General features: G+C 70.8%; 10 protein-coding genes. 7 read left to right on the top strand and 3 right to left on the bottom strand.

Features of this window, described 5'->3' with window-relative positions; genetic code table 11:
- The first annotated feature begins 180 nt into the window (after nt 1-180).
- From OHO27_RS34325 to OHO27_RS34310, 4 genes are all read left to right on the top strand, one after another.
- A complete protein-coding gene (locus OHO27_RS34325; protein ID WP_328428845.1) occupies nt 181-945 on the top strand; it encodes an IclR family transcriptional regulator in 765 nt (254 codons plus the stop codon).
- A 322-nt stretch (nt 946-1,267) separates the two neighbouring features.
- Nucleotides 1,268-2,062, top strand: coding sequence for an MIP/aquaporin family protein (locus OHO27_RS34320; protein WP_302001921.1), 795 nt, complete (start codon nt 1,268-1,270; stop codon nt 2,060-2,062).
- Nucleotides 2,063-2,158: 96 nt separating this feature from the next.
- Nucleotides 2,159-3,700 carry a glycerol kinase GlpK gene (gene glpK / locus OHO27_RS34315; protein WP_328428844.1) on the top strand — a complete coding sequence of 514 codons (1,542 nt, stop codon included), beginning with the start codon at nt 2,159-2,161 and terminating at the stop codon, nt 3,698-3,700.
- A 49-nt stretch (nt 3,701-3,749) separates the two neighbouring features.
- Nucleotides 3,750-5,366, top strand: coding sequence for a glycerol-3-phosphate dehydrogenase/oxidase (locus tag OHO27_RS34310; RefSeq protein WP_328428843.1), 1,617 nt, complete (start codon nt 3,750-3,752; stop codon nt 5,364-5,366).
- 222 nt (nt 5,367-5,588) lie between these two features.
- Here the strand turns inward: OHO27_RS34310 and OHO27_RS34305 are convergent, their stop codons facing one another.
- Together OHO27_RS34305 and OHO27_RS34300 are read right to left on the bottom strand one after the other, a co-directional pair.
- On the bottom strand, nt 5,589-6,458 hold the full coding sequence (locus OHO27_RS34305; RefSeq protein WP_328428842.1) for a TIGR03620 family F420-dependent LLM class oxidoreductase: 870 nt from the start codon (nt 6,456-6,458) through the stop codon (nt 5,589-5,591).
- A gap of 73 nt (nt 6,459-6,531) precedes the next feature.
- A complete protein-coding gene (locus tag OHO27_RS34300; protein ID WP_328428841.1) occupies nt 6,532-6,861 on the bottom strand; it encodes an ArsR/SmtB family transcription factor in 330 nt (109 codons plus the stop codon).
- Between the two features lie 97 nt (nt 6,862-6,958).
- Here OHO27_RS34300 and OHO27_RS34295 point away from each other — a divergent pair, with 97 nt between their 5' ends.
- Nucleotides 6,959-7,630, top strand: a complete 672-nt coding sequence (locus tag OHO27_RS34295; RefSeq protein WP_328428840.1) for a FadR/GntR family transcriptional regulator — start codon at nt 6,959-6,961, stop codon at nt 7,628-7,630.
- A 592-nt stretch (nt 7,631-8,222) separates the two neighbouring features.
- Nucleotides 8,223-9,197: a PAC2 family protein gene (locus tag OHO27_RS34290; protein WP_328428839.1), complete on the top strand. Its 975-nt coding sequence runs from the start codon at nt 8,223-8,225 to the stop codon at nt 9,195-9,197.
- An 87-nt stretch (nt 9,198-9,284) separates the two neighbouring features.
- Here OHO27_RS34290 and OHO27_RS34285 read toward each other — a convergent pair whose 3' ends face one another.
- A complete protein-coding gene (locus OHO27_RS34285; RefSeq protein ID WP_328428838.1) occupies nt 9,285-10,259 on the bottom strand; it encodes an SMP-30/gluconolactonase/LRE family protein in 975 nt (324 codons plus the stop codon).
- Nucleotides 10,260-10,568: 309 nt separating this feature from the next.
- Between OHO27_RS34285 and OHO27_RS34280 the strand changes: the two genes are divergently transcribed.
- Nucleotides 10,569-12,293, top strand: a complete 1,725-nt coding sequence (locus tag OHO27_RS34280; RefSeq protein WP_328428837.1) for a S8 family peptidase — start codon at nt 10,569-10,571, stop codon at nt 12,291-12,293.
- Nucleotides 12,294-12,303: the final 10 nt, after the last annotated feature.

Genomic DNA, 12,303 nt, shown 5'->3' with positions numbered 1-12,303 from the left:
CGACGCGGGACGAGGATGACGCCAGGGTCGATCTTCGGCCACGGGCGAGGCAACACCAGTGGACGGATAACTGCCGAACATTGGCGGGAGGTCGGCATCGACCGGTAGTGTTCGACATTGCCGAACGGCGGCAGCGACGTCGCACGGTCGACGCTCGAAGGGGACGGAGGCAGTACGGCGATGGCACGGAACATCCAGTCGCTCGAACGGGCGGCCGCGATGCTGCGGCTTCTCGCAGGCGGTGAGCGACGGCTCGGCCTGTCCGACATCGCCTCGTCGCTGGGCCTCGCCAAGGGCACCGCCCATGGAATCCTGCGCACCCTCCAGCAGGAGGGTTTCGTCGAGCAGGACGACGCCTCCGGGCGCTATCAGCTGGGCGCCGAGCTGCTGCGGCTGGGCACCACCTATCTGGACGTGCACGAGCTGCGGGCCCGCGCCCTGGTGTGGACGGACGACCTGGCCCGCTCCAGCGGGGAGAGCGTCTACCTGGGCGTGCTGCACCAGCAGGGCGTACTGATCGTCCACCACGTCTTCCGCCCCGACGACAGCCGGCAGGTGCTGGAGATCGGCGCCATGCAGCCGCTGCACTCCACCGCCCTGGGCAAGGTCCTGTCGGCGTACGACCCGGTCGCGCACAGCGAGGTGATCGAGGCCGACCGCAAGGCCTTCACCGACCGCACCGTGTGTGAACTGGACGCCTTCGAGCACATCCTCGACGTGACACGCGCGCGTGGCTACGCGGCCGACGTCGAGGAGACCTGGGAGGGCGTCGCCTCCGTCGCCGCCTGCATCCACGACCGGCGCCGAATGCCGGTCGGCTCGGTCGGCATCACCGGGGCCGTGGAGCGGCTGTGCCGGGACGGCGAGCTGCGCCCCGAGCTGGTGGCGGCGGTGCGGGACTGCGCCCGCGCGGTGTCGCGGGACCTGGGCGCCGGGCGGTTCTGAGAAACCCAGCGAGGCGAGATATGGGCGCCGGGACGTCGTAGGACGTTCCGGCGCTTCGCCGTTCCCCCGCACTGTCCTCATCGGTGTCGACAAATCAACACAAGCAATAACGATCGCACATTCGACGACGTGACCCTTGACGCATGTGTGACCTCGGGGCAAGCTCCCGTCCATCGGTCGGCATTGTCGAACACCTACCGGCAATACGCGCTAGAGTGTGACAACGCCAAGGGCCGGCGCCGCTCTCACCCGAGGGCGACGCGAACCACCGGAGGGACCCGGAGGTTCGGCTTCCCCTGGACGAAGGACAAAGGAGTCGCGGGTGTCCAGCTCCGACATCTTCATCGGCGAGACCATCGGTACCGCCATACTCATCCTGCTCGGCGGCGGCGTCTGCGCCGCTGTGACGCTGAAGGCCTCCAAGGCCCGCAACGCCGGCTGGCTCGCCATCACCTTCGGGTGGGGCTTCGCAGTACTCACGGCGGTCTACACCTCGGCGCCGCTGTCCGGCGCCCACCTGAACCCGGCCGTGACCGTCGCGCTCGCGATCAAGGACAACGACTGGAGCAACGTTCCGACGTACTTCGCCGGACAGCTGCTCGGCGCCATGATCGGTGCGGCTCTGGTGTGGGTCGCCTACTACGGCCAGTTCCACGCCCACCTCACCGACAAGGAGATCGTCGGCGGTCCGGGTGCGCAGGCCACCGCGGCCAAGGCCGTCGAGGCCCAGGAGAAGGGCGCCGGCCCGGTCCTAGGCATCTTCTCCACCGGTCCCGAGATCCGGAACGCGGTGCAGAACCTCCTCACGGAGATCATCGGCACCGTCGTGCTGGTGCTCGCGGTCCTCACGCAGGGCCTGAACGACAGCGGCAAGGGCCTCGGCACCCTGGGTGCCCTGATCACCGCGCTCGTGGTCGTCTCGATCGGTCTGTCGCTCGGCGGCCCGACCGGCTATGCGATCAACCCGGCCCGTGACCTCGGTCCTCGTATCGTCCACGCCCTTCTGCCCCTGCCCAACAAGGGCGGTTCCGACTGGGGCTACGCCTGGATCCCGGTGGTCGGTCCGCTGATCGGCGGCGCCATCGCGGCAGGCATCTACAACGTCGCTTTTGCTTAGGAGTACGAGCTTCACCCGTTTGAGTGAGAAGCACCGAAACTCTCAGCACGCGCCGTACGTAAAGCCCCATAACCACGGAACTTCCAGGAGCCAACAGTGACCGACGCCCACACCGCCGGGCCCTTCATCGCCGCCATCGACCAGGGCACCACCTCGTCCCGCTGCATCGTCTTCGACCGCGACGGCCGGATCGTCTCCGTCGACCAGAAGGAGCACGAGCAGATCTTCCCGAAGCCGGGCTGGGTCGAGCACAACGCCAACGAGATCTGGACCAACGTCCAGGAGGTCGTCGCCGGAGCCATCCAGAAGGCCGGCATCACCCGCGACGACATCAAGGCCATCGGCATCACCAACCAGCGCGAGACGACCGTGCTGTGGGACAAGAACACCGGTGAGCCCGTCCACAACGCCATCGTCTGGCAGGACACCCGCACCGACGCCCTCTGCCGCGAGCTCGGCCGTAACGTCGGCCAGGACCGCTTCCGCCGCGAGACCGGCCTCCCCCTCGCCTCCTACTTCGCCGGCCCCAAGGCCCGCTGGCTGCTGGACAACGTCGAGGGCCTCAAGGAGCGCGCCGAGGCCGGCGACATCCTCTTCGGCACCATGGACACCTGGGTCATCTGGAACCTGACCGGCGGTGTCAACGGCGGCAAGCACGTCACCGACGTCACCAACGCCTCCCGCACCATGCTGATGAACCTCCACACCATGGAGTGGGACGACAAGATCGCCGAGTCGATCGGCGTGCCGCTGCAGATCCTGCCCGAGATCCGGTCCTCCGCCGAGGTCTACGGCGAGGTCACCGGCGGCAAGCTGGGCGACCTGCTCGCCGGCATCCCGGTCGCCTCCGCGCTCGGCGACCAGCAGGCGGCCCTGTTCGGCCAGACCTGCTTCTCCGAGGGCGAGGTCAAGTCCACCTACGGCACCGGCACCTTCATGGTGATGAACACCGGTGACAAGATCATCAACTCCTACGCCGGTCTGCTGACCACGGTCGGCTACAAGATCGGCGAGCAGCCGACGGTGTACGCCCTGGAAGGCTCGATCGCCGTCACCGGCTCGCTGGTGCAGTGGATGCGCGACCAGATGGGCCTGATCTCCACCGCCGCCGAGATCGAGACGCTCGCGCTCTCGGTCGAGGACAACGGCGGTGCCTACTTCGTACCGGCCTTCTCCGGCCTGTTCGCCCCGCACTGGCGCTCCGACGCCCGCGGTGTGATCGCCGGCCTGACCCGGTACGTCACCAAGGCGCACCTCGCGCGTGCCGTCCTGGAGGCGACCGCGTGGCAGACGCGGGAGATCGCCGACGCCATGGTCAAGGACTCCGGCGACGAGCTGGTGGCCCTGAAGGTCGACGGCGGCATGACCTCCAACAACCTGCTGATGCAGACCCTCTCGGACGTCCTGGACGCACCCGTGGTGCGCCCGATGGTCGCCGAGACCACCTGCCTCGGCGCCGCCTACGCCGCCGGTCTCGCCGTCGGCTTCTGGTCCAGCACCGACGAACTGCGCGCCAACTGGCGCCGGGCCGCCGAGTGGACCCCCCACATGGACGCGGACACCCGCGACCGTGAGTACAAGAACTGGCTCAAGGCCGTCGAGCGGACCATGGGCTGGATCGAGGACGACGAGAGCTGACGAGAGCCCTCGAAAGCTCTGAAGCTCTGATGAGGAGTAAGAACCCGACATGACCAGTCAGTCCACCCTGAGTTCCGTGCCTGCCCTGGGGACGCACCCGGCCTCCGGCTCCAACCCGAGCCGAGCCGAGACCCGGGAGCAGCTCTCCAAGGCGTCGTACGACCTTCTCGTGATCGGCGGCGGCATCCTGGGCATCTCCACCGCCTGGCACGCCGCGCAGTCCGGCCTCAGGGTGGCTCTGGTCGACGCCGGCGACTTCGCCGGCGCCACCTCCTCCGCCTCCTCCAAGCTGCTCCACGGCGGTCTGCGCTACCTGCAGACCGGCGCGGTGAAGCTGGTGGCGGAGAACCACTTCGAGCGCCGTGCGGTCTCCCGCCAGGTGGCTCCCCACCTGGCGAACCCGCTCACGTTCTACCTCCCCGTGTACAAGGGCGGGCCGCACGGCGCCGCGAAGCTCGGGGCGGGCGTCTTCGCCTACTCCGCGCTCTCCGCGTTCGGTGACGGCGTCGGGCACCTCCTCTCCCCCGCCAAGGCGGCGCAGGACGTGCCCGAGCTGCGCACCGACAACCTCAAGGCCGTGGCCGTGTATGGCGACGACCAGATGAACGACGCGCGTATGGCGCTGATGACGGTCCGCGGGGCCGTCGAGGCGGGCGCGGTCGTGCTCAACCACGCCGAGGTCACCGGCCTGCGCTTCACCAAGGGCCGGGTGACCGGCGCGGACCTGAAGGACCGCACGACCGGTGACGAGTTCGGCGTCAACGCCCGCCTCGTGCTGAACGCGACCGGCCCGTGGGTCGACCACCTGCGCAAGATGGAGGACCCCGATGCCGCGCCGTCGATCCGCCTGTCGAAGGGCGCGCATCTGGTCCTGAAGCGGACCGCCCCCTGGAAGGCGGCGCTCGCGACTCCGATCGACAAGTACCGCATCACCTTCGCGCTGCCCTGGGAGGACATGCTCCTGCTGGGCACCACGGACGAGGAGTTCGAGGGCGACCCGGCGGACGTCGCGGTCACCGAGAAGGACATAGCCCAGATCCTGGACGAGGCCGCGTTCTCCATCCGGGACCAGCAGCTGGACCGCGACCTCATCACCTACTCCTTCGCGGGTCTGCGCGTACTGCCGGGCGGCCCCGGTGACACGGCGAAGGCCAAGCGCGAGACGGTCGTGACCGAGGGCCGGGGCGGCATGCTGTCCGTCGCGGGCGGCAAGTGGACCACCTTCCGGCACATCGGCCGCACGATCATGAAGAAGCTGGAGGCGCTGCCGGGCCACCCGCTGGGCGACGACTTCGAGCCGATCGCCTCGCTGCCGAAGAAGCTGCCTCTGCCGGGTATCGCCAACCCGCGCGCGGTCGCCCACCGACTGCTCACCGACCGCCCGGCGCCGGGTCCGCGCATGGCGGCGGACACCGCCAAGCACCTGGCCACCCACTACGGCTCGCTGGCCTTCGACATCGCCCGCATCGCCAACGAGAACCCGGAGCTGGGCGAGCGCGTCCACCCGGACGCCCCGGAGATCTGGGCCCAGGTCGTCTACGCCCGGGACAGCGAGTGGGCCGAGACGCAGGACGACGTGCTGCGCCGCCGCACGACGCTGACGATCCGGGGTCTGGCGACGGACGACGTCCGGGCGAAGGTGCAGGACCTGCTCGACAAAAAGTGACCTCGCACGCGCCGAGGGAGGGTTTCGCCGGATGAGCCTCCCACGGCGCCAGGTCCGGCCACTCCCCTGACCAGGCCGGACCGTACGAGGGCGGCCCCTTCCGCACCGGGGCCGGCCACCACCGGAAGGGGCGGCTCCATGCCGACGGAGCCGCCCCTTCCGTCTCTCAGGGAAGCTTCGTCTCTCAGGGAAGCTTTCGTCTCTCAGGGAACCTTTTCGCTCTCAGGGAAGCAGCGCCTCGCCGAGCCGTCTCCAGTGCGCCGACGCGGATCCGCCCGGCTCGATGCCGATCACCTGGACGGCGACATGATCGGCCCCCGCCGCGACATGGGCCCGGAGCTTGTCGGCCACCGTGTCCACGTCTCCCCAGAACACCAGGTCGTCCACGAGGCGGTCGCTGCCGCCGTGCTCGATCTCCTCGTCTGAGTAGCCCAGCCTGCGGAACTTGGCGAGGTTGTACGGGGTGTTGAGATACGGCCGCAGATGCTCGCGTGCGGCCGCGCGCGCCCGGGCGGGGTCGGGCTGGAGGAGCACCGGGTGCTCGACGCCGAGGAAGGCGTCCAGGCCGAGGATCTCCCTCGCGGCCACCGTGTGGGCGGTGTTGACGTGGTAGGTATGCGCGCCGAGGGAGCGGTCCCGGGCCAGGGCGAGCATCTTGGGGCCGTACGCGGCCAGGACGCGCCGTACCGGGGTCTGCGGGGCGGGGACGGGTGACTCCTTTGCGAGGGCGTCCAGCTCGTCGAGGTAGCCGGCCATCGCCGCCAGCGGTTTGACGCCCGGCCTCTTGAGCCCGCCGAAGCCCAGGCCGAGCACATGCCGGCCCGGGTAGGCGTCGGCAAGCAGGGCGCTCGCGCCGTACGTGGCCCGGGGCTCGCGGGACCAGATCTGGGCGATGCCGTTGACGACGTGCAACCGCTCGGTGCCGGCGAGCAGATGGCCGGCATGGGTGAGGGCCTCGCGGCCGCCGACTTCGGGGACCCACAGCGCCCGCCATCCTCGTCCCTCCAGTTCCTGGGCCGAGTCGCGTACCTGTGTGGCCGGCTGGTGCTCGAAGTCGAAGGTGTAGATGCCGAACGTTCCCAGGTTCACCATGGATCGAAATATCGCAGATTCTCGATATGAGAAGCAACAGACACGCCACGCCCGACGCGAGACACGCCAACGACTAGAGGGTCTCCCCGAGTTGGGCGACCAGCCCGGCGATGCGGTCCTCGTCACGCCGGTAGTGGGTCCACTTCCCCACCCGCGTCGCCCGCACGAGCCCAGCCCGCTGCAGCTCCGCCAGATACGCCGACACCGTCGACTGCGCCAGCCCCGCCTTGGCCTGGATGTGGCTCACGCACACCCCGACCTCGCCGGGGTCCGCGATGGCCCGGTCCGGGAAGTGCCGCTCGGGCTCACGCAGCCACAGCAGCAACTGCAAGCGCACCGGATTCGACAACGCCCGCAGGGCGCTGACCAGGTCGGGGTCCGGTGAGGTCGCTGCGTCGGCCATGGGTCCGGAGTATAGGTCGCCCACTCGGTCGACCCCGCATAATGGCGTCAGACATCGGATGTCTTGCACGACATCCCGAACGGCAGGGAGGCCGGCCATGGCAGTCACCGACGAGGCGATCGAAAAGATCAAGGGCATGATCGTCTCCGGCGCGCTCCGCCCCGGCGACCGGCTCCCCAAGGAGAGCGAACTGGCCGCCGAACTCGGGCTGTCCCGCAACTCCCTGCGTGAGGCCGTGCGCGCCCTGTCGCTGATCCGGATCCTGGACGTCCGGCAGGGCGACGGCACGTACGTCACGAGTCTGGATCCGCAACTGCTGCTGGAGGCGCTGAGCTTCGTCGTCGACTTCCACCGCGACGACACGGTGCTGGAGTTCCTCGCCGTGCGCCGCATCCTGGAGCCTGCCGCCACGGCGATGGCCGCGTCGCGGATCAGCGAACAGCAACTGGGCGCGCTGACGAACCAGTTGGACAAGCTCGGCAACGACCCGTCGGTGGAGGAGCTGGTCGCCTGCGACCTGGAGTTCCACCGGGGCATCGTGCAGAGCTCGGGGAACTCGGTCCTGTGCTCGCTGCTGGACGGCCTGTCCGGACCCACCACGCGAGCGCGCATCTGGCGCGGCCTCACCCAGGAGGACGCGGTGAGGCGGACCCTGCACGAACACCGGGCGATCCTGGAGGCGCTGCGGGACCGCGACGCGGAGGCGGCCCGGTCGTGGGCGACGGTGCACATCGCGAGCGTGGAGCAGTGGCTGCGGTCCACTCTGTGAGTCGGGGCGGGGTGTCAGGTGGCCCGGCCGTCGGGCGCGGCGCCGAGGGGCACCCCGGGCATCAGCAGCCGGCGATCACGCACACGGTCCGCGAAGACCGCGCCGATCCCCCCGTCCCGGCCCCGCCGGCCCCTCCCTCACCCCGACCCGGCCGGTGTCGGCATCCCGCCAGGACACCGGCAGCGGAAACGGGCCTGCCGCCGCCGCGGACGCCGCCTCGGCGCGGTCCCCCCGGCAGGTGAACGCCAGACAGGCCCCGGCCGCCGGTCGGCAGCAGAGCCACGCCCACGGCCGCCCGTGGACGATCCCGGCGCGCCGCACGCGTGACCTGGAGGCAACTCCGCTCACCCGACCAAGAGTTCCGCAGGTCGGCCATGCCGGGAGCGGCTTGCGGCCGTTGCCACACGAGTGGGTGACGGGGCCGGTCGATCGCGCCCGTCGGCCGGGGACAGCTCGGATGGCTGCGGGGTGTTCCGGGGTGCTGAACGGGGCAGTGATCCGTTCACTCCCCATACAAGGGGGCTGCGGGCGCCCCCGTCGCACGCCGTAAGGTTGGGTCGTCAGGCGAGGGCACGTCGGAAGGAGGCACTGGGTGATCGAGCTCGAGGGGGTTCCCGAGCTGATCGACCCGGTCATGGTGGCCGCGTTCGAGGGCTGGAACGATGCCGGCGACGCCGCCTCCACCGCGGTCGCGCATCTGGACAGGGAGTGGAAGGGCGAAGTGTTCGCGGCACTGGACGCCGAGGACTACTACGACTTCCAGGTCAACCGCCCCACGGTGTGGATGGACGACGGAGTGCGCAAGATCACGTGGCCCACGACAAGGTTGTCGGTGGTCCGCATCAGCGGCGAGAAGCCGCGTGATCTCGTGCTCGTCCGGGGTATCGAGCCATCCATGCGCTGGCGCTCGTTCTGCAACGAGCTCCTCGGCTTCGCGCACGAGCTGGGCGTGGAGCTGGTGGTCATCCTGGGCGCCCTGCTCGGCGACACCCCGCACACGCGTCCGGTCCCGATCAGCGGGACCACGTCCGACTCGGACCTGGCCCGCCGCATGGATCTGGAGGAGACCAAGTACGAGGGCCCGACGGGCATCGTCGGCGTCCTCCAGGAGGCGTGCACCCACGCGGGCGTACCCGCGGTGTCGCTGTGGGCCGCCGTTCCGCACTACGTCTCGCAGCCGCCCAACCCGAAGGCGACGCTGGCCCTGCTCAACCGGCTCGAGGACCTGATCGACGTACGCATCCCGCTGGGCGAGCTGCCCGAGGACGCGCGCGCCTGGCAGGTCGGCGTGGACCAGCTGGCCGCCGAGGACAGCGAGGTCGCGGAGTACGTGCAGTCGCTGGAGGAGGCCCGGGACACGGCGGAGCTGCCGGAGGCGTCGGGCGAGGCGATCGCCCGCGAGTTCGAGCGGTATCTGCGCAGACGGGACCCGTCGGCGGGCGGGCACGCCACGGCGGACGGCGGGGAGACCGGACCCTTCCTGAAGGACAACCCGGGTGGGCGGACGAAGCCGCCCAAGCCGCCGAGGCCGAGCGGCACGGACGAAGACGAGTCGTCGGAGGAGTGAGGACGAGGGCGGTGCGCGGGGCGCACCGCCCTCGCTCGCCTCACGGGGACGGAACTCGGCAGGCCGGCACGGAGTTCCCGCCAGAGATCACGCCGGCACGGAGATCACGTCGTACGTCGTCTCCGGTGCCGGTGTCGTGGTGAAGCGCGCGTTGGGCAGGTAGAGGCGGCCCTTGTACGCGGCCACCGTGGTCGGTACGTCGAACAGCGAGTCGGTGATCCGGCGCTGGAAGGCGCCGCTGCGGCCGTCGGCGGTGAGCCTGAACACGTCGATGGCGTTCTGCCGGTTCTGGACGACGTACAGCGTCCGCCCGGTCAGCAGCAGCCCGTCGCCGTTGGTGAGCGGGGCCGCGTCGCCGAGGTCCACCAGCTCGGTGACGCCGGTGCGCGGGTTCACGCGGTGCAGGCCGCCGACCCCGGACTGCACCACCAGCAGCGCGGAGCCGTCGGGCGTGCCGGTGATGCCGTTGGCGTTGACGACCTCGCCGGGGACCTGGCTCCAGGCGCCGCTCAGGGTGAGCGTCACGACCTCGTCCGCGTCCGGCAGTTCGCCGCGCCGGCCGAGCGGCAGGGCATGGAGCGCGGGCTGGTAGGAGTCGGTGAACCAGGCCGTGCGCGGGGCCAGGAACACATCGTTGGCGAACGTCGGGGTCGCCGTGGTGAGGACGTACGAGGCGAGGATCTTGCCGGTGCGGGCGTCCACGACGCGGGCGCCCTGGCCGCGTCCGGCGACGAAGAGTCGTCCCCGGTGATCGAGTTTGAGGCCGACCGAGGGCGTGCCCGGCCCGGCCGAGATGACGGAACCCTCGCCGGTGCGCAGGTCGGCGCGGTAGACCGAGCCGTCGCCGAGGGAGCCGAGGTAGGCGTACGGTCCGCCGCCGATGGTGATGCCCTCCGGGCGGAAGCCGTTCGGGAGGTGGATCACGGCGGGCCGGGTCTTTCCGGCCGCCGTGGCGGGGGTGCCGGCGGACCCGACGAGTACGGCACCGGCGGTGGCGGCGCCGGCCGTGAGGAGTGCGCGGCGGGTGGGATGAGGTGCGAAGGAGCGGTGCTCGGGGGCCACGGTGCGTCCTTCCGCGGACAGGACCGGCCGTCGGCTGGTCCAACGGTCAACTGACTCCTCCACCCCACCACACGCCGTCCGTCCCCGCAGCCGTAGACAGCCCCTCGACAGCGACTGGACACATCTGACCCGATTCCCGCGTGACATCTGTTTCAAGCCGGATTGCACACGTTGCCCAATTCAACTTGATTCCAAACCGAGTTGGCGAAAGCGGTCTGGACGGAACGGTCCGCGAGTGCTTGGTTGTCCCCGAAGGCGCGCCGCACCACCCGCACTTGCCACCCGCAGGACCGAAGGGAGCGGCAGACGATGACCGACCAGGCACAGCCGGCGCAGGGCCCGGGAGCGTCCGGGCCCGGGCCCGACGGAGCGGGATTCACCTATCGAGGAGCCGAGCAGGAACTGATCGTCGTCGCCCGGCCCGAGGCCCGGCTGCGTGCCCGGGTCGAGGGCGTCCGGTCGGTGGCGGGCGCCGATGTCTCGGCTCTCAACATGTTCCTCACTGATGAACAGCTGGCACTGGAGCCCCTGTTCGGCAGCGAGGACCGGCTTCAGCAGGCCACCGGCACACAGGACGTGCCCGACCTCGCGCTGTTCTACCGGGTGCGCGGCGGGGAGAGCCGCGCCGAGGAACTGCGGGCCCGTATCGCCGCGCTGCCGGGGATCGACACGGCGTACGTGAAGCCGGGCGCGGTGCCCGCCTCACTCGGCCGGATCGGAGAGGACAGCGGGCGGCTGAAGGAGGGCACGCCGGTCACGCCCGACTACAGCGGCCGGCAGGGCTATCTGCGGCCCGCGCCCGAGGGCGTCGACGCGCACTGGGCCTGGCAGCGGCCGGGCGGCACCGGTCAGGGCGTGACCGTGATCGACGTGGAGGGCTCCTGGCAGCTCGGCCACGAGGACCTGGCCGCCAAACTGGCCGGCGTCGTCGTCGGCACCCCGCTGACCGACCTCGCCTGGCGCAATCACGGCACCGCCGTGATCGGGGTGATCGGCGGCGACCGGGGCGAGCACGGCGTGACCGGCATCGTGCCGGACACGGTGACCGCGGCCGCGTCCTTCCAGGGCATCGGCACGGCGGCCGCGATCCATGCGGCGGCCGACCGGCTGGGCCCCGGCGACATCGTGCTGATCGAACTGCACCGTCCGGGGCCCCGGTTCGAGTACGCCGAACGCGACGACCAGCGCGGCTACGTCGCTCTCGAGTGGTGGCCGGACGACCTCGCCGCCGTCCGTCACGCCACCGCCAAGGGCGTCCTCGTGGTCGCCGCCGCGGGCAACGGCGCCGAGTCGCTCGACGACGCCCTCTACGAGCGCCGTCCTGACGGCTTCCCCGAGTCCTGGCGCAACCCCTTCAACCCCTCCAACCCGGGCTCCGGGTCCGTGCTGGTCGGCGCGGGCGCCCCGCCGCCCGGCACCCACGGCCGCGACCACGGTCCCGACCGCTCACGGCTGGCGTTCTCCAACTACGGCGCCCGGGTGGACGCGCAGGGCTGGGGACGCGAGGTGACGACGACGGGCGGTTCCTGGGACAGGCCCGGCGATCTGCAGGGCGGACCCGAGGAGATCGCCTGGTACACCGACACGTTCTCGGGGACGTCGTCCGCCTCCCCGGTCGTGGTCGGCGCGCTGGCCGCGCTGCAGGGCATGCTCAAGGTGGCGGGCAGGCCGCCGATGTCCCCCGAGCGCGCGCGTGCCGTGCTGCGGGCGACGGGTTCCCCGCAGCAGGACGCGCCGGGCCGGCCCGCCTCCCAGCGGATCGGCAACCGGCCCGACATCAAGGCGGCCGTCACCCATCTGGTACCGCAGGCGGTCGGCTCCGGCCGCGCCGAGCGGTACTGGGACGAGCTGCTGCCGTATCCACGTGAACTTCCGCCCCGGCTCCGGCTGTTCGTGGCCGGTGAGTGGCGGAACCTCAACCACCCGTCCCCGGAGATCCGCCAGGCGGTCCACACCGCCTTCGCGGGGGGACGGCCCGATGTCCGAGTGTGGTTCTCGGACGACGAGATCGTCGGCCTGGTGATCACCGGCTGACGCAGCCCAT

The organism is Streptomyces sp. NBC_00443 (genome assembly GCF_036014175.1).
Taxonomy (GTDB): domain Bacteria; phylum Actinomycetota; class Actinomycetes; order Streptomycetales; family Streptomycetaceae; genus Streptomyces.
This window is presented reverse-complemented; position numbering and strand designations above follow the sequence as displayed.